Here is a 17,531-nt window from a genome sequence, read left to right as displayed (position 1 = left end):
GTCAGCCTCCGGTGACGATCTCGCTGAGCGCGTCGACGCCCTCACGGGTGCCGACCACGACGAGCGTGTCGCCGGCGGCGAGCCGGAAGTCCGGCCCTGGGGACGGATGGGCTCCGGTGCGCCGCAGTACCGCCACGATGGAGGCGCCGGTACGGGTACGGGCCCGGGTGTCGCCGAGCAGCCGCCCGGCGTACGGCGACCGGACGCCGACCGGGACGTGTTCGGTGACCAGGTCGATGACGTTCGTCCGGACCGCTTCGAGCGGGGCCGGGTCGATCAGGTGCGCGAGAGCGGTGGCCTCGTCGGACGACAGCGGAACGGACAGGACGCAGGCGTCCGGGTCGTCGGCGTCGTAGAAGCCGAGGAAGCGCCGGCCGTCGTGGTGGACGACGACGGATATGTGGCGTCCGGTCTCGGTGGTGAAGTCGTACTGCGTGCCGACGCCCGGCAGAGAGGTTCGGCGGGTACCCATGACAGCCTCCCGGGACGGTCGGTGCGGCGTGGCGTGGCTGCTTGCTGTGGCGGCTCGCCGTGGCTGAGCGGCGTTTTTAACTTATCATTACCTTACGGCGAGTTGCCGCGCCGTGATCATGCCGGCGGAGGAACGCACCATGAACGCAAGCCGGACCGGCACCACCCCGGGCAAGACACGGTTCGACCACATCTACAACGAGCCGGACCCCCGCGCGTACTTCCGCCGCCTCGCCCCGCTGGAGTACGAGATTCCGCACCACGCCCAGCCTGTCTTCCGCCGCACCCGGCAGCAGCGGGCGGCGGAGGCCGGCACCGACGGTCCCGTGACCGTCCTCGATCTCTGCTGCTCGTACGGCATCAACGCGGCCCTGCTCAACCACGACCTGACCCTGGCCGACCTGTACGCGCACTACGCGGACGACCGCGTGCGGGCACTGACCACGGCGGAACTGATCGAGCGGGACGAGGAGTTCTACGCTGCACACCGCCGGGCGGACGCGACGCCGGTCGTCGGGCTCGACACCGCCGACCGGGCGGTCGGCTACGCACGGGCCGTCGGCCTGCTCGACGAGGCGTACGCGGAGAACCTGGAGGAGCTGCCGCCGAGCCCCGGGCTGCGGCGCGCGATGGCGGGCGTCGGGCTGATCACGGTCACCGGAGGTGTCGGTTACATCACCCGGCGCACCTTCGAGGCGCTGCTGCGGTGCGCGCGGCTGCCCCTCCGCGTGAGCGCGTTCGTCCTGCGTACGGTCCGCTACCAACCGGTCGTGGAGTGCCTGGACTCCTTCGGCCTGATCACCGAGACGGACCCGTCCCGCTGTTATCCGCAGCGCCGGTTCACCAGCGGCCGGGAGCAGCGCAACGCCCTCAGGGCGGTCCTGCTCGCCGGCGAGGACCCGGCCGGACTGGAGACCGAGGGCCGCTACTACGCCCGGCTGTACGAGTCCCGCCCCCGCGAGACGTGACCGAACTGCCACGATATGCCCGCTGTTTGGCGTTGTTCGGCGTTGTTTGACGGCGCGCACCGGGGCAACACGGAGGGCGGCAGCCCGCTGCGTGCGGGGTCGTTCACCGGAAGGCGTGCCATGTCCACCGGCGTCATCATCATCCTGCTCGTCGTCGCGGTTCTCGTCCTCGCCGTGGCCGTCGCCCGGCCCTTCGTTGCCGGCCGTGGCGGCGGAAGCGGCCGTGACCTGCGCCGCCGCTTCGGACCGGAGTACGAACGGACCGTGACCCAGCACGACGGCGACACGAAGGCGGCCGAGAAGGAGCTCGCCGAGCGCCTCCACCGCCACGAGAGCCTGGAAGTACGGCCGTTGGCGAGCGAGGCGCACACCCAGTACGTCGCCGCGTGGGCGGGTGTCCAGGAGCAGTTCGTGGACTCGCCCGCCCGGGCGGTGGCCGATGCGGACCGGTTGCTCGGCCGGCTCGCGCGTGACCGCGGCTTCCCGGACGACTCCCACGACACGCAGGTCGCCGCACTCTCCGTCCATCACCCGCACCACGTCGACGGTTTCCGGCGGCTCCACATGGCCGCCCGCCGGGCCTCCGAGGCGCAGGGGCAGGCGCAGGGACAGGAGCACGGGGAGGTCGGGACGGAGGAGCTGCGCGAGGTGCTGGTGGGCGCCCGCGCGCTCTTCGAGGAGCTGGCCACGACCGAACGTACGGACAGCGAGCACAGCCGGCCCGCGGCGCGTGCCGCCACCGGCCGGCGCAACGCTCCGTGGGCCGCGCTGCGTCGCCGCGACACCGGCCGGTCGGCCGGATGATGGGCGGTCCGGGTGAAGGGTGAGCCGGTGTCGTGGGGTAACAGGGGTTAAGCCCCTTCACCGGGGCAGGCTGCGGTGATGGACAACGAGCCGCAGCCCGAGGGCGCCCATCCGGTACTGCTGTACGTGGACACGCTTCGCGCGCGTATGTCCCCGGAGGAGTTCGGACTGCTGATGAGGATGATCCGGCCCACCCTGGCCGCCATCTCCGCGCACGAGACCGGGACGATCGACATCGACCTCGGTGAGGACGACGCCAAGGTGACACCGGCGCTCAGAGACGAAGTGGCGACGGTCATCACCATCGCGCTGACCGGAAGGATGGACCAGCAGTTCGTCCAGGTCGACGTCGACGAGGCGGGGCACCCGGTCCGCGCCATGGTGGACGCCGAGACCGCCGACGACCCGGCCAAGCTCGAGGAGCTGCGGGAGTGGGCGCGCAGCCGCCGCGCGGAGGACAGCGAGCTGCGCGGAATCGCGGAGGCGAGCGGAATGGACGACGAGGATCCGTAGAGGGTGTCCGGGCGCTGTCCGGGCGACGGGCCCGGCGTGATCGGCCGGACACTTCTCTAGGGTCTGTCCGGCGGATCAGGGCCGGATAGGACGCGGCGTCTGGTGCGGTGCATCGCAAGGCGCCGGAGTGCCCTAATAGCGGAGCTATTCGGGCAGTTCGGCAACGCGGCGAGGTGCCGTGCCAGGCGTCGTGGCCCCGGCCAAGATCGGCCGGACAGGCCCTAGCCGACCGGGCGGGCCTGGACCGCCGCGCGGAGCTCCTGGTGTCCGCCGCTGGCGATCATCCGTACCTCCGCACGGTCGCTGATCTCCGCCTGCACGATCCCGGTCTCGTCCACGTAGACGGGATGGCCCCCCGGTCCCGTCCGGTCGCTGCGGCGCACGACCACCAGGTCCTCGCCCGCCGCGGCAGGGCGGTCCGTGCCACTGAACACCAGTTCGTAGGTGTTGCTCTGCCCCATGACTTCTCCTTCGGTCCCGTCGGGCCCCGTCCGATCGTATGACTCTTTACTCAAATGGTGCATTCGGGAGTTATTGGGGTGGCCGGATACCACTGCAAGGCCTATGAGGTGTCCGCCCAGCGGGCCGCCAGGAGCAGTGCGATGTCGTCGGGCCGGTCGGTCGCCTGCCGGGCCTCGCGGATCAGCCGGTCGGCGGTGTCGGTCAGCGGGGCGGAACCGACGCCGGCCAGCGTGCTGCGCAGCCGGCCGATTCCGACATCGATGTCCGCGCCCGCCTCCTCCACCAGCCCGTCCGTGTAGAGCGCCAGCACGGCGCCCGGTTCCAGCCCCAGCTCGGTGACGGGGTACCACGCCTCGGCGTCCACGCCGAGCACGACCCCGCCGGACAGCTCCAGCACCTCGGTCGTGTCGTCCGGATGCCGCAGCAGGGGCTGCGGGTGCCCGGCCCGTACGGCCCGCGTCGCGCCGGTGGCCGGGTCGAGGACGATGTAGCAGCAGCTCGCGAACTGGCCCGGATCGAGGCCGATGAGCAGCCGGTTGGTGCCGGACATCACCGCTCCCGGGTCGAGCCCGGCGAGCGCGAAGGCCCGTACCGCGCTGCGGAGCGACCCCATGGTGGCGGCCGCCGCCACACCGTGACCCTGCACGTCACCGATGACCAGGGCCAGCCCCCGGCCGGTGTCGATGACGTCGTACCAGTCGCCCCCGACATCCATGCCCTGCGTTCCGGGCAGATACCTCCCCACCGTGTCCACGTGCTCGACAACGGGCAGCCGGTGGGGCAGTAGCGCGTCCTGCAGACCGCGCGCCAGTGCCGCTTCCGTGTCGTAGCGCCGGGCCCGCTCCAGGGCCTGCGCGATCAGGCCGGCGAGCGCGGTGAGGACCGTGCGCTCCTCGGGACTGAAGCCGCGCGGCTGGTCGAAGCCGAGGATGCAGGAGCCGACCGGGCGCCCCGAGGCGATCAACGGCAGGAAGGCCCGGGCACCGAGATGGGCGTCCATGGGGATGCCCGGATAGGCGGCGGCCAGGCGTTCCATGGACTCGAAGAACAGCGGGCGTCCGGTGGTGAGCGTCTCGACGCCGGGCAGCCGGGCATCGAGCGCGACGCCGTCGAAGCGGTCGAGGAAGCCTTGCGGGAACCCGGTCTCCCAGGCCAGGTAGAGGTGCCGCTCGCTCAGTACGTAGATGGCCAGTTGCCGGCCGCCGAAGGCGGGCAGCAGCTCCTCGGTGACCACGGCGGACACCTGGCGCGCGGTGACGGCCTCCGTCAGGGCGATGGCCAGGGCGACCGGCCGGTACAGCGCGGCCGCTCGGTCCGTCACCGAACCCAGTCCGTCGCCGGGTCCGCGGACAGCTCCGGGCGCGTACACCGGCTGTTCCGCCGCGGTGACCGTCGCGGTCAGGCCGTCGTGGCCCGGGTAGAGCGACACCGACAGCCAGTCCGTCGGACCGCGGTGGGCCAGGAAATGCACGGATTCGTGGGAGAACAGCGCCGCCCGGAAGTGGTCCTCGTAGGCCGGGTGGGCGAACCAGGGCAGCACCTCCCACAGGACGTGTCCCGTCAGCTCGGGCCGGGCGCGCCCGAGCAGGGCGGCCGCGCTGTGGTTGAGGTAGGTGATCCGCCCGAGCCGGTCGAGGGAGAAGATGCCTTCCGGCAGCCGGTCGGGCGCCTCGGCGACGACCGGCCCGGTCCCCAGGTCCACCAGGTGGCCGGTCAGCCGGCGACCGGACCCGGCGCCGGGCGGCGCGCGGCGGCACGAAAGCTCGACCAGGTGCGCCTGGCCGTCCGTACCCAGCAGCCGCATCCTGCGCGCCACCGGCCGGGCGGACTCGGCCGCCCGCCGGGCCACGGTCCACAGCCCGTACACGTCCTCCGGCGCCACCCGCGCGGACAGGGCCTCGACCGTGCCGGGGAAACCGGCCGGGTCGGTGCCGAGGATCGCGTACAACTCGTCGTCCCCGGTCAGCGCGCCACTGTCGATCTCCCAGTGGAAGTGGCCGATCCGCACCTGCTGGTCGTTCACCGCGGGCATCTGGACCACAGCCGGCTCGCGGTCCCACGCGACGGTCCTGCCGTCCGCGGCGATCTCCGCCAGGGTGGTACCGAGCCGATGCGCGCCGTGTTCCATGCGACTCGCGTCGGCCTGCCCGACCGGGATCCCGGGCGTGGCCGGGCGCAGCGCCACCAGCACCCCGAATGTGTCGCGGCCGCTGGTCACCGGGCAGTAGAGCGAGCCGAACGGGAATGGCAGCCCCGCCATGAGCTGGGGGAAGCGCCGCATGGCCTCCTCGGCGTCGGCGAGGTGGACGGGCTTTGCCGAGCGGTAGGCCTCGGCCACCGGGAACGGCCGGTTCACGTGCATGCGCCACCAGGGGCGGAGCAGCGGTCCCGGCAGTCCGACGAGTACGGCCAGCCGCAGCAGGCCCGGGGTCCCGGAGCGCAGATAGACGCCGCCGGCGTATCCCCCCACGGCGTGAATGGCCTGTACGGCGGCTTGTGCGAGCACCAGGCCGAGTTCGTCCGGAACTCGGCCGCTGCTGTCCGCTGCCCCGGGCACCGCCCCGCTCGCGACCGGCGGGGTACGCCCGGCAGCGCCGTACCGGGTCACACAGCCAGGATGCTCCAGGCCGCCCATGCCCCGCACCTCAGAGCCCGAGACCCCATGGGGAGGCTTCACCCAGCGACACGGTGGGGGAGGGTTCACCCAGGGGTTGCTCGGCCCAGATGATTTTGCCCTCGGCCGTGTACCGGGTGCCCCAGCGTTCGGCGAACTGGGCGACGAGGAACAGCCCGCGTCCCCCCTCGTCCAGCGTGGCCGCCCGGCGCAGGTGCGGCGACGTACTGCTCGCGTCGGACACCTCGCAGACCAGGACGTCACCGAGCAGCAGCCGGACCCGGATGGGAGGGGCGCCGTACCGGATGGCGTTGGTGATCAGCTCGCTCAGGATGAGCTCGGTGGTGAAGGCCAGCTCGTCCAGACCCCATGCCGCAAGCCGGCGGGTGACGTCGGCCCGCACGGCGGCGACGGCCGCCGGGTCGGACTCCACGCTCCAGTGGGCGACGTGGTCGGAGTCCAGCACCCGGGTGCGGGCGACGAGCAGCGCGATGTCGTCCTGCCCGCGCGAGGGGACCAGGACGTCGAACACGGCCTGGCACATCTCCTGCGGGGGCCGTTGCAGGCGGGCCGGCTCCCGCAGGGCGAGGCGCAGCTGCTCCATCCCCTCGTCGATGTCCCGGCCGCGTTCCTCGACCAGTCCGTCGGTGTACAGCACCAGGCTGCTCCCCGCGGGCAGCCGCAGCTCGGTCGCCTCGAAGGGCATGTTCCCGGCGCCCAGCGGCGGCCCCGCGGGCACGTCGGGGTACTCCACCGAGCCGTCGGGCCGCGCGAGCGCGGGACCGGGGTGGCCCGCCCGGGCGAGGGTGCAGTGTCCCGAGGCGGATTCGTAGACCGCGTACAGACACGTGGCGCCGGTGACCTGCCGGCTGTCGTCCTCCGTGGCCTCGCCCTCGTCCATCGCCGTGACGAGATCGTTGAGGTGCCCGAGCAGTTCGTCCGGTGGCAGATCGAGCGCGGAGAAGTTGTGGACGGCCGTGCGCAGCCGGCCCATGGTCACGGCGGCGTGCAGGCCATGACCGACGACATCGCCGATGACGAGCGCGACGCGGGCGCCCGGCAGCGGAATGACATCGAACCAGTCGCCGCCCACCCCGGCCTGGGCGGGCACATAGCGGTGTTCGACCTCCAGCGCGCCGGTCTCCGGCAGCGTGTGGGGGAGCAGGCTGCGCTGAAGGGTGACCGCGGTGGTGTGCTCGCGGGTGAAGCGGCGGGCGTTGTCGATACTCAGCGCCGCCCGCGTGGCCAGCTCCTCGGCGAACGACAGGTCCTCCGCCTCGAACGGGACAGAATCCTCGGCCCGCCAGAAATTGACCATGCCCAGGACGATGCCCCGCGCCCGCAACGGCACCGTGAGCAGCGAACGGAACCCGTCCTCCAGCGCGCTCTGCGCCCCGGGCGGGTCCTGCGCCCGCCAGCCCTGGGCGGTGGTCAGGTCCGCCTCCAGCACCGCGTGGCCGGAGTCCAGCCCCGCCTCCATCGGCGTACCGGGCACCACATCGATCACCGTGCCGGCCGGGTCCAGCGCGGAGATCTCCCGGATACCCCGCACGGCGGTGCGCCGCATCCGGGTCGCGGTCCCGGCCGGCTCCTCGCCGTGCAGTACGGGCTCCAGCAGCTCCACCGTGACGAAGCCGGCGAACCGCGGTACGGCCACCTCGGCCAGTTCCTCGGCGGTCCGCACCACGTCGAGCGTCGTCCCGACCTGGACCCCGGCGTCGTACAGCAGTTGCAGGCGTTCCCGGGCCACCTCGGCGCGTCCGGCCAGCGCGCGCAGCTCGGTGGAGTCCCGCAGCGTCACCACACTGCCTCCGAGCCCGCCGTGTGGCTGGGTGAGCCGCACATTGACCGCCAGCAACCGGTCCCCGGCCAGATGCACCGCGTCGGTCACGGCCGCGCCGCGGGTCAGCAGGGCGGCGGTCTCGGGCGCGAGCCCCAGGTCCTTCACGAGGCGTTGCTCGGCGTCGGAGGGCAGGTCGAGAAGCCGGCGTGCCTCGTCGTTGGCCATCAGCAGTACGCCGTCGCCGCCGACGATGAGCACGCCCTCGCGCACGGCGTGCAGCACCGCCTCGTTGTGTTCGTACATCCGGGTCATCTCGGCCGGGCCCAGGCCGTGGGTCTGGCGCCGCAGACGGCCGCTGACCAGAGCCGCTCCGACGGTGGCGAGGGCCAGAGCGCCGATCGTGACGCCGAAGAGCAGCGGCAGCTGGCGGTCCAGGATGTCGGCGACATTCCCGATCTCGATGCCGGCCCCGACCAGGCCGACGACGTTACCCGCACGGTCCGTCACCGGGGCGATCGCCCGTACGGCGTCGTTGGGGTCGCCCGTGAAGACCTCCGTGAAGGACTCGCCCGCCAAGGCCCGCCCGAAATCGCCCTCCGCCCGCTTGCCGATCAACTGCAGATCGGAGTCGGTGTACCGGACGCCTTCGGTGGTCATGACGGCGATGAAGTCGACATGCGAACCCATCCGGGCGCCCTCGGCGAGCGGCTGCAACTCGGCGGTGGGATCGGGCGAACGGAGCGCCGCCACCAGGCCGGGAGCGTGGGCGAACGATTCAGCGGCGGCCAGCGACCGGTTGCGGGCGTCCCGCACGCTGTCCGCACGGGACTGGAGGACCAGCGCGATGGCCGCGGCGGCGACGAGCAGCACCACGAGCACCACCTGGAGGCCGAAGACCTGGGCGGCGACACTGCGCCGCAGACCCCAGCGGGCAGGGTGAAGCTCAAAACGCCGGAAAAGCTCCATCACCTCTTATTTCTAGCACCGCACTCGGGGTCCCCCTCACCGGGCGCCGCGCCGAGGCACCGTGGGCGACGTACCGTGGAACCGGGACCGAGACGCGAGGAGGCTCCCATGCCCGAGCCTGACGGAGGAACCACGCCCGACAGCGTGCTGCACACCGGGTCGGAGCACCCGGTGGACCCGGAGGACCTGGTAATGCTCTCCGGTCGGGAGCCCACTCCCGAACTGCTGGAGAAGGCCCGCCTGGCTCTCGAGAAGGACGGCGCCGCGGCCGTCGAGAAATACCTGCCGTAGACCTGCCGTAGACCGGATCCGTACCCCTGGCGCTGGGGAGTTCAGCGCAGCAGGGCGAAGGTCGCCCCCGCCACCAGGGCGCCCAGCGCGGTGCCTGCGACGACTTGGGCGGGGGTGTGGTCCCTGAGCGCGATCCGGGACCAGCCGACCAGGGCCACGACCGGATAGAGCGCGAGCAGCCAGGGGCCGTAGGTGAGCGTCAGGATGATGACGCTGCCCGACGACACCGCGGCGTGCACCGAAACCTTCCACGCCGTGGTGATCACCATGAGGACCACCAGCGTGGTCACCATCGCCGCGATGAGCGCGACCATCGCCGACGGCGCCCCGAGGACGCCCATCAGCAGGGTTCCGGTGACGACGGAGCCGATGATGAAGACCATGACGACCAGGCGCTGCTGCTTGACGCCGAGGTGACGGTCGGCCCAGGTGCCGCGGCGGATGCCGAACTTGATGAACAGTACGGGTATGACGGCCGCGAAGACGGCGCCGAAGAGCCCCCAGCCGATCCCCGCGAGGCCGTCGACGTGCCAGCCGACGAGCAGGGTCAGCGCGATGATCCAGTTCTTCGGTTCGAGGCCGTCGGTGACGAGCCGCGCGGGGCGCGACTCCGCCGGGCGGGGGCCGCCGGTCGCTGTGGTGTCGGTGGTCGTGGTCACTGTGGCGCGGTCTCCCGGTGGGACGGTTCCTGAGGGGGTGTGTGCTGCGGTGGCATGTCCTGCGGTGACATCTCCTGCGCGGACATGTCCGGTGCGGCGGACGCGAACTGCCGTACGACGTCGCCGCGGCGGGCGGCTTCGATCTGCCAGAGCCACCGTGCTTCGGCGTCGAGGTCGAGTCCGTCGCCCGACGCGGAGTCCCGCCGCTCCACGTCGGTCAGCGGCGCACGGCCGGCGAGCTTGGCGCGCCGGGCCGCCTCGACCCAGCAGGCGTCGGCGAGCGCCGAGTGCCGTCCGCCGGTGCCGGCCTTGGCGCCGGTGTCCTTGTGCCGGGCGGCCGCCTCCGCGCGGTCCCGCTGTTCGGCGGACACATACGGCTGGAGTGCGAGGATCGCGTCCCGGATCTCCACCACCCTGCGGTGCAGACGCATCTGGAGCTCCCGGCGGCGCAGTTCCTCGCCCAGGACCACTTCGGGGACCGCCGAGGTGAGGTCCGTCCACAGCGGGGCCAGTCGCCTGAGATAGAGCCACTGCCTGCCCGCCCGCCAGGCGACCCCGACGGCGGGGACCGAGCTGCCGATCAGGATCAGGCCGATGGCGAGGTGCTTCATCGTGTCGGTGGCAGCGCTGACACCGGCGTCGCTGCCGGCGTCGACGGCGCCGACGAGCCGGAGGACCAGGTACACGGCCCGGGTCAGCGAGTAGGCGACGCCAGCGGCGGTGCCGGTGCCCAGCAGCCGCAGCCCGGTGCGCAGCCAGCCCGCGCCGGCGTGTCTGCTGGAGCCCCAGAACAGCCAGGTGGCCGAGGCCATCGCGGTGCCCAGGTAGGTCAGCCAGACCATCAGGTAGACGGTCGCGGTCCCGGATCCGGTGCTGCTCTCGAAGAACTCCTCGGCCTCGGTCTCCCGGGGCATGAAGGTGAACAGGACGGTCAGCGCGAGCATGGTGGCGGCCGCGGCGCACAGCCGCAGCCGGGCACCGTTACTGCCTTCGGGGCGCGTGATCGCGTACACGAACTCCAGTACGGCGGCCGCGGCGGTGATGCCCAGGAAGTGCTTGAGGAGGGTCGAGAGGTTGTTCACGCCGGCAGCGCTGTCGATCGCGTACATCACCTCCGGCTTCCGCAGAGTCATGGACAGGGTCAGCGCGGCGAAGGCGGCCCACAGCGTGCGCTGCTTGGACGAGCGCAGCGCGGAGGGGCCGCGCCACAGCGCGACCAGCCACAGAAGGATCAGGACAGCGTTTTCCACGGGCACGCTCACGGGCGGGAGTTGCGGATGGGATGGCCGAGGGCGTCGTTCAGCCGGTCCAGGACCCCGGCGGCCTGGCCGGAAACGGTCGGGGCCTCGTCGGTGAGTACCCGGTCGCTGAGAATCGTCGCGAGGAGTTCGGCGTCCTTTTCCTCGCTGTCGCTGTAGCTGGTACGGCCGAGGATGTGCAGCACCTGCTCCAGGTCGATTTCGTCGTCCTCGTCCTCGTCCTCGTTCGCGTCGGCGCTCCCGGTACGGGCGCCGTCCGGCCCCGGACTCCCGGTCCAGACGCTCTCTCCGAGGAGCCGGCCGGCGTACGCGGGCTGCTCCGCGTCCGGCGCTCCGTGTCCGAGAAGCAGGTGGGCCAGTTCGTGCAGCACGATCTGCAGCTTGTGCAGGGCGCTGGTCGCCGGCTCGTAGAAGATCAGGTCCGCGCTGCTGGTGGCCACCCAGACCCCGCACGGCATGCTGCCGTCCGGAGCGCCCTCCAGGGGTACCAGGCGCAGCGGGCGGCCGCGTTGAGCGGCGATACGGGCGCAGAGGACGTCGAGATCGAAAGGGCGTGGTATGTCGAGAGTGGCGGCGACTGCCTCACAACGGGCGCGGCGGCGCGTCTTGTACATGCGATCCTCGTGGCCGATGCGCGGTCCCGCTCCGTCCCCCTCGAAGCCTGTCGCGAATGAATTCCCCCCAGCCCGGATCCTAGGTGACCGCACAGCTGTTCCTCAAGGCGGGTCCTCGCGGACTACCGCTGGGTTTCGGTCAATTCGCGGGCGGCGTGCTGCCGGGTGACTCGGGAAGGCCTTCGAGCCTGCGGGCCTGGTCGATCACGCCCCGGATCGCGCGGAGGCTGCCGACGGACAGGCCGTTCATCCGCACCGCCACGTCCCGTACATCACCGTTCTCCAGGACCTCGGCCAACTCCTGCTGGGCCCGGGTCAGTTCGACTCGCTCCTTGATCTTCTCCAGCTTGGCGTCGACCCGGCTGGCCACGGCGTCGTCGAAGAAGTACGTCACGGGAACACCGAAGAAGCCGGCGATCACGGTGAGGGTACTCACCTTCGGGTCGACGATCTCGCCCTTGCGGATCTTCTGGATGGTGGCGTGCGAGACCGTCGGACCGTCCGGTCCCGCCTTCTTCTTGATCCCCTCGGCGATCTCCATGTAGCTGAGCGGCCCCCGGTCCTGGGGGTGGATCGTGCCGATCAGATGGTCGAGCCGCTGCGCGATGGTGCGCCGGCTCGCCGGAGTCGCCCTGTTCACTCGGTCCCCCTTGCGGCCGACACTGCGGGTCGCCGACGGCGGCCATGTTCCCTCGGAGTTCATGTTCCCCCGGAGTTTACGAAGGAGGATACCCACCCCCTCACCGTAAAGTCTGCTTGACAGATGTGGAAGCCGCTCGGCATATTGCTCGTGGCCCGTAAAATAAAGTTGATGGGCGGCGGGGCGTACGTCACGGGGGTGCGTACGCCGCGCTGCCCACGGGGGGCGGGCCGAGGGGGGAGGCGCCCGGAACACCTGCGTGTTCCGGGCGCCTGCACATCCGGCGAGGGCCGGTCAGTGTCCGGAGGGCGGCAGGGTCTGTTCGGCCCAGATCGTCTTGCCGGCGTGTGTGTAGCGGGTTCCCCACTGCTGGGTCATCTGCGCGACGAGGAAGAGGCCCCGGCCGCCTTCGTCGTCGCTGCCCGCGTACCGCAGATTCGGGGAGGTGTGCCCCGAGTCCGAGACTTCGCAGATGAGGGTCTTGTCACGGATGAGCCGGACCTGGATCGGCCCCGACGCGTACCGGATCGCATTGGTGACCAGCTCGCTCACCACCAGTTCGGTGGTGAACACCAGCTCCTCGAGTCCCCACGCGGCGACCTGTCCGGCGGCCGCGGACCGGGCCCGGCCGACCACCTCCGGGTCGGCGGGCAGTTCCCACCCGGCGACATGATGGCCGCCGAGCACGCGCGTACGGACGAGCAGCAGCGCGGCGTCGTCGCTCACCGTTCCGGGCAGCAGGGTCGCCACCGCCTCGTCGCACAGCTCGTCCAGCGGACGCGTGTGCCGGGTGAGAAGCGCGCCGAGCCGGTCCAGCTCGTCGGTGATGTCCCGCTCGTGGGTCTGCACCAGGCCGTCGGTGAACAGTGCGATGAGACTGCCCTCGGGCAGTTCCAGCTCGACGCTCTCGAACGGCAGAACCCCGGTGCCCAGGGGCGGGCCGGCCGGGAGGTCGGGCAGCGAGACGGAGCCGGTCGCGGGCTCGACGACGAGTGGAGGGGGGTGTCCGGCCCGGGCCATCTGGCACCGTCCGGTCACCGGGTCGTACACCGCGTACAGGCAGGACGCGCCCAGTGCCTTGTCCTCCTCCGGCGCCTCGCCGTCGCCCGGGCCGAGAGCCGCCCGTTCGTGGGCGGTCTGCCCGATCAGGTCGTCCAGCCGGGACAGCAGCTCGTCCGGGGCGAGGTCCAGCTGAGCGAGCACGCGCACGCTCGTCCGCAGCCGGCCCATGGTCGCGGCGGCACTCAGGCCGTGACCGACGACGTCCCCCACGACGAGTCCCACCCGCGCCCCCGACAGGGCGATGACGTCGAACCAGTCTCCGCCGACGCCCGCCTTGTTGTCGGCGGGCAGGTAGCGGTACGCCACCTCGACCGCGGTCTGATACGGCAGGGTCTGGGGCAGCAGGCTGCGCTGCAGGGTGAGTGCCGCGGTGTGCTCACGGGTGAAGCGGCGGGCGTTGTCGATGCACACGGCGGCCCGTGCGGCCAGCTCGTCGGCCAGGTCCAGCTCCTCGGAGTCGAACGGGGCGGGATTCCGGTCCCGGCTGAAGGTCACCAGCCCCAGCGTCGCGCCTTCGGAGCGCAGCGGTACGACGAGGAGCGAGCGCATCGGGGCCGCCCCCTCCGCGCCGTTGTCGTTCGCCAGGCGCTCCAGCACCGGCCGGTCCGAGGACGCGAGGCAACGCGCCTGGGGGGAGTCCGGCGGATAACTGACGGGAGCTCCCTTCACGAGCGAGGTCCCGCCCGGATCCAGCACCTCGCCTCCGGGACGGTCTCCTGCCCACACCCGGATCATGGGGCTCGCCTGTGCGGGGCCGGGCGGGGGCTGCTCACCCTCCAGCACCGCTGCCCAGAGGTCCACCGTGACCACGTCGGCGAACCGGGGGACGGTCACCTCGGCGAGCTCCCGGGCGGTGTGGTCCATGCGCAGCGCGGTGCCGAGACGCTCGCCCGCCTCCACGAGAAGGTCCAGCCGCTGCTGGGCGCGATAGCGAGCGGTGATGTCCACCGTCTCCTCGCACGCGCCCAGCACCGTCCCCCGGGCGTCCTGCAGCCGGTAGTAGGAGCACGACCACACGTGGTCGTGCTCGGGGTCGAAAGGCGGCCGCCCGCGGTAGTGGAGGTCGAGGACGGGCTCACCGGTCTCCAGCACCCGGCTCATGACCTCCGTCAGGGACTGCGGGTACTCGGCCGAGAGGACTTCGGCGTGCGTCACCATGTCGTCGGGGCTCACCCCGATGTACGTGTATCCGGTGGTGCCCATCTCCTCGTAGAGAGCGGCGTTGGCCCACACCACCCGCAGGGCCGGGTTGTAGATGGCCAGACCGAGGGGCGACTCGGTGGCGAGCCCGCGCAGCATCGACTGCTTCGCCTCCCAGCGCTCGACGTCCGCCGCGTCGGCCATGACCAGCAGCCGGGCGGCCCCGCCGCCGGCGCGGGAGAGCGAGAACATGGCGGCGGCCAGGTCCACGAGGCTCCCGTCACGGCGCCGCATGCACAACTCGCCGCGACGGAGGTGCGCCTCCTCGCCGGCCGTGTCCTCGGTGAGGAGATCCCCGGGCTCGGGTGCCATGAGAGGGGCGAAGGGGTTTCCCAGCACCTCGCGCGGCGCATAGCCCAGCAGGTCTTCGGCCGCCGGGCTCCATCCAATGACCATGCCGTCGGCATCGAGGGCAGCCGTGGCCGCTCGCGTGACGTCGAGGGGGCCGCGGAGGTCGTCCTCGGCTGCGTAAACGGGGCGCATGGCACCTGCCTTCTCCGTCCTCTCATGATCAGGCTGCCGCTCTGACGGCACAACTGTGTCGGCGGCCACGATTTCGGGGCGGGCGGATATGGGTGAGGCGGCTGGACAAATACACGTACGGGCGGTTTATCATTCACCGAAGTGTGGAAGCCGCAGGCGAAATCCCGCGTCCCACACCCCTGTACTGCCCCGGCTGGTTCCCCCGTCCAGCCGGGGCTCTTACGTGCCCGGGCCGGCTCAGCCGACGACGGCAGTGACCAGGAACCGCACGGCGGTCACCAGCCCGACGGCCAGCAGCAGCATCACGAGCGCGCAGCCGGAGAAGAAGAGGAATCCCACCCAGCCGCTCTCCTCGGACTCGGCCTCGCCCGGCCTGCCGCGCCGGGGACGCTCGTACGCCAGGGCCCGGCCGGTCTCCCGCTCGGCCAGCTCCCGCAGCTCCCGCAGCCGTCCCGCGGCGACCGGGGTGGCCGCGGCCGACTCGGGGCCGACCCAGCGCAGTGCCCGCATCCGGTCCTCGGCATTGGCGAACGCGTGCTCGAAAGCCGCGGTCTCGGCCGGGTCGCGGTGCTCGCCGAGGTAGCTCCAGCGCCCGGCCTGACCCGTCTCGCCGAGCAGCCGGCAGACGGCGGCGAGCTGCTCCCGTACCTCCAGGTCCTGCGGAAACGAGGCCGTGAGACCCAGGAGCCGCTGACGGGCGCGGAGCACACTCGCCAGGTCTCCGGCGGCGGTTTCGGCGGCAGCGGTACGCAAGGTCGACTCTCTCGGCATGGCGTCCATGGTGCCGGGGAGGGCCTGCCGGGCGCGCCCGAATTACCCGGACGCCTCAGCGGGGCGACGGGTCCGCGCAGAGACCGGCGACCAGCGCGAAGAACGCCTGCTCGTTGCCCGCCAACTCGGCGTCGCGGAGCGCCTGATCCGCCTCGGCCACCGGAACGGCCAGTATCCGCATGGACGTCGGGGTCGTCACCGGACCGTCGAGCACCGCACGAGCGGTCCGCAGCAGCCGCAGGTACGCCTGAGCCGCGGCGATTTCATGGGTGGTGGCGATCATTTTGGCTCCCGTCGGGAAGAGTCTGGACCTCCAGCTTCCCTGCCGGGTCTGACAACGCGCCTAGGGCCGCAGTTGTCCGGAACGGACGAGTCCGGTTCAGCTTCGGCGGCCGGTGCGCGCCCGGATGACCGCTTCCCGGTGCCGGCGCATCGGCACCTCGCGGTAATCGACCCCGTCGACCGGCCTGACGTGCGTGGAGGGGACGTCGAACTCGACATCGGCCGGCTCGCAGACCTCCCTGCCGCCCAGCTGTACGGTCGACCACAGCGTCACCGACACCCGGTACATCCAGGCGCCGGTGTTCGCCTGCCAGCGCCGGTGCAGCCTGCCGACGAGCTCCTGGTCGTCGTACAGCACGATCGTTACCGGGGGAGTGGGCGGTGCCGACGGCACCTCCCCGTCCGCGAGCGCCGGCCGTTCCTCGCCCATGGCGCTCACGCCGCCCGGTGCCGGAGGCGCAGGGCGTACGGCCGGCCTGGGCAGGGAGAATCGCACGTCGTCACCCTGGAATCGTACCCCTGTTCGAACATGCACTCGGATGCCCCGCTCGTGGGTCACACGGCGTGGGCGGCGTCGTTGGTCCCGGGGAGCGACCGCCCACCAGGGCGGATCGCCGGCCGACCTCACACCGGAGCCGCCCGATGAGCACCGCATTCCGTACCGCAGTCGCCGCCGGCACCCTGGCCACGGCGTCCCTGCTGGGCGTCGCTGCCCAGGCGCACGCCGAGCCGGGCCCCGCCGGGGAGCACGAAAGGGTCGGGGTGATGCAGGACGACCGGATCGACATCGCGAACACCCTGGCCCGGACGGGAAAGCTCCTCGGCACGAAGCCGTAGGTAGCACCCGGAAAACCGGTTGGCGCGTGCCCCCTCCGCTGCTCCACTGGCCGGATGGATCACGACAAGGTACTCGCCCTGTTCGACCGGCAGATGCGGCGGGACGCTCGGCCCGATGCCCCGGGGGCACGGGTCGAGCGGGCCGGCGGCCTCGTCCGCCAGGTCGGCGCCGACGCGGACGGCTGGAATGGCGTCCTCTGGTCGGATCTGGACCGGGCCACGGCGGACGCGGCGATCTCGGAGCAGGTGCGGTACTTCACCTCGCTGGGACGCGCGTTCGAATGGAAGCTCTATGCCCACGACCGGCCCGGCGACCTGGCCGGCCGGCTGCTGGCGGCCGGATTCACGCCCGAGGAGGAGGAGACCCTGATGGTCGCCGAGATCAGTGACCTGCCGATGGCTGCCGAGCTGCCCGAGGGTGTCCGCCTCCGTCCGGTGACCGGTCCGGCCGATGTCGATCTCGTGGCGGACGTGCACGAGCAGGCCTTCGGTACGAGCAGCTCCGGGCTGCGGAACAGGCTGCGCGCGCAACTGGCCGGCAGTCCGCAAACCGTCAGCATGACCGTGGCGATGGCCGACGGCCTGCCGGTCTGCGCCGCGCGTATGGAACTGCACCCGGGTACCGACTTCGCCGGCCTCTGGGGCGGCGGCACCGTGCCCTCCTGGCGGGGCAGGGGTGTCTACCGGGCCCTGGTTGCCCACCGGGCCCGCATCGCCGCCGACCGCGGCTACCCGTACCTCCAGGTCGATGCCTCCAGCCGGAGCCGTCCGATTCTGCGCCGGCTCGGATTCGTACCGCTGGGTGTCACCACCCCCTACCGCTACCGGTCCGGCGCGGATCGGTAATACTCG

Annotated in this window: 18 protein-coding genes; 6 read left to right on the top strand and 12 right to left on the bottom strand. The window is 71.9% G+C overall.

Annotated elements, in window-relative coordinates; all coding sequences use genetic code 11:
* Window position 1 precedes the first annotated feature (1 nt).
* Entirely contained in the window at window positions 2-472 is a 471-nt protein-coding gene (locus ACWV17_RS13145) for a cation:proton antiporter regulatory subunit (RefSeq protein WP_455354836.1), read from the bottom strand.
* Window positions 473-611: 139 nt separating this feature from the next.
* Here ACWV17_RS13145 and ACWV17_RS13140 point away from each other — a divergent pair, with 139 nt between their 5' ends.
* The 3 genes from ACWV17_RS13140 (at window position 612) to ACWV17_RS13130 (ending at window position 2,756) form a co-directional block, all read left to right on the top strand.
* Window positions 612-1,439 carry a hypothetical protein gene (locus tag ACWV17_RS13140; RefSeq protein WP_455359817.1) on the top strand — a complete coding sequence of 276 codons (828 nt, stop codon included), beginning with the start codon at window positions 612-614 and terminating at the stop codon, window positions 1,437-1,439.
* A 120-nt stretch (window positions 1,440-1,559) separates the two neighbouring features.
* Entirely contained in the window at window positions 1,560-2,243 is a 684-nt protein-coding gene (locus ACWV17_RS13135) for a hypothetical protein (RefSeq protein ID WP_455359816.1), read from the top strand.
* 78 nt (window positions 2,244-2,321) lie between these two features.
* The gene (locus tag ACWV17_RS13130; RefSeq protein ID WP_455354833.1) at window positions 2,322-2,756 is read left to right on the top strand and encodes a hypothetical protein; all 435 of its coding nucleotides are present in this window, start codon (window positions 2,322-2,324) and stop codon (window positions 2,754-2,756) included.
* Between the two features lie 221 nt (window positions 2,757-2,977).
* Here the strand turns inward: ACWV17_RS13130 and ACWV17_RS13125 are convergent, their stop codons facing one another.
* From ACWV17_RS13125 to ACWV17_RS13115, 3 genes are all read right to left on the bottom strand, one after another.
* Entirely contained in the window at window positions 2,978-3,217 is a 240-nt protein-coding gene (locus tag ACWV17_RS13125; RefSeq protein ID WP_455359815.1) for a DUF6296 family protein, read from the bottom strand.
* 101 nt (window positions 3,218-3,318) lie between these two features.
* Complete coding sequence (locus ACWV17_RS13120; RefSeq protein ID WP_455359814.1) at window positions 3,319-5,826, bottom strand: SpoIIE family protein phosphatase; 2,508 nt, start codon at window positions 5,824-5,826, stop codon at window positions 3,319-3,321.
* A gap of 37 nt (window positions 5,827-5,863) precedes the next feature.
* The gene (locus ACWV17_RS13115; RefSeq protein ID WP_455359890.1) at window positions 5,864-8,581 is read right to left on the bottom strand and encodes a SpoIIE family protein phosphatase; all 2,718 of its coding nucleotides are present in this window, start codon (window positions 8,579-8,581) and stop codon (window positions 5,864-5,866) included.
* Window positions 8,582-8,689: 108 nt separating this feature from the next.
* Between ACWV17_RS13115 and ACWV17_RS13110 the strand changes: the two genes are divergently transcribed.
* The gene (locus ACWV17_RS13110) at window positions 8,690-8,872 is read left to right on the top strand and encodes a hypothetical protein (RefSeq protein WP_455354830.1); all 183 of its coding nucleotides are present in this window, start codon (window positions 8,690-8,692) and stop codon (window positions 8,870-8,872) included.
* 41 nt (window positions 8,873-8,913) lie between these two features.
* On the opposite strand, the gene ACWV17_RS13105 is transcribed toward ACWV17_RS13110, so the two are convergent.
* The 8 genes from ACWV17_RS13105 to ACWV17_RS13070 form a co-directional block, all read right to left on the bottom strand.
* Window positions 8,914-9,531: a hypothetical protein gene (locus ACWV17_RS13105; RefSeq protein WP_455359813.1), complete on the bottom strand. Its 618-nt coding sequence runs from the start codon at window positions 9,529-9,531 to the stop codon at window positions 8,914-8,916.
* Window positions 9,528-10,781, bottom strand: coding sequence for an MAB_1171c family putative transporter (locus ACWV17_RS13100; RefSeq protein WP_455359812.1), 1,254 nt, complete (start codon window positions 10,779-10,781; stop codon window positions 9,528-9,530). Before ACWV17_RS13100 ends, ACWV17_RS13105 begins: the two co-directional genes overlap by 4 nt.
* Before the next feature lie 8 nt (window positions 10,782-10,789).
* The gene (locus ACWV17_RS13095) at window positions 10,790-11,404 is read right to left on the bottom strand and encodes a hypothetical protein (RefSeq protein ID WP_455354827.1); all 615 of its coding nucleotides are present in this window, start codon (window positions 11,402-11,404) and stop codon (window positions 10,790-10,792) included.
* A gap of 139 nt (window positions 11,405-11,543) precedes the next feature.
* Window positions 11,544-12,044: an XRE family transcriptional regulator gene (locus tag ACWV17_RS13090; RefSeq protein ID WP_455359811.1), complete on the bottom strand. Its 501-nt coding sequence runs from the start codon at window positions 12,042-12,044 to the stop codon at window positions 11,544-11,546.
* A 294-nt stretch (window positions 12,045-12,338) separates the two neighbouring features.
* On the bottom strand, window positions 12,339-14,789 hold the full coding sequence (locus ACWV17_RS13085) for a SpoIIE family protein phosphatase (RefSeq protein WP_455359810.1): 2,451 nt from the start codon (window positions 14,787-14,789) through the stop codon (window positions 12,339-12,341).
* A gap of 237 nt (window positions 14,790-15,026) precedes the next feature.
* A complete protein-coding gene (locus tag ACWV17_RS13080; protein WP_455359809.1) occupies window positions 15,027-15,560 on the bottom strand; it encodes a DUF6584 family protein in 534 nt (177 codons plus the stop codon).
* A gap of 55 nt (window positions 15,561-15,615) precedes the next feature.
* Window positions 15,616-15,843 (bottom strand): hypothetical protein, encoded by a 228-nt coding sequence (locus ACWV17_RS13075; protein WP_455359808.1) that lies wholly within the window; start codon window positions 15,841-15,843, stop codon window positions 15,616-15,618.
* Window positions 15,844-15,939: 96 nt separating this feature from the next.
* Window positions 15,940-16,338, bottom strand: a complete 399-nt coding sequence (locus ACWV17_RS13070; protein ID WP_455359807.1) for a hypothetical protein — start codon at window positions 16,336-16,338, stop codon at window positions 15,940-15,942.
* Window positions 16,339-16,484: 146 nt separating this feature from the next.
* Here ACWV17_RS13070 and ACWV17_RS13065 point away from each other — a divergent pair, with 146 nt between their 5' ends.
* The gene (locus ACWV17_RS13065) at window positions 16,485-16,679 is read left to right on the top strand and encodes a hypothetical protein (protein ID WP_455359806.1); all 195 of its coding nucleotides are present in this window, start codon (window positions 16,485-16,487) and stop codon (window positions 16,677-16,679) included.
* Between the two features lie 54 nt (window positions 16,680-16,733).
* Window positions 16,734-17,525 (top strand): GNAT family N-acetyltransferase, encoded by a 792-nt coding sequence (locus tag ACWV17_RS13060; protein WP_455359805.1) that lies wholly within the window; start codon window positions 16,734-16,736, stop codon window positions 17,523-17,525.
* Window positions 17,526-17,531 lie beyond the last annotated feature (6 nt).

The sequence above is a fragment of the Streptomyces mabaensis genome (assembly GCF_053763515.1).
This window is presented reverse-complemented; position numbering and strand designations above follow the sequence as displayed.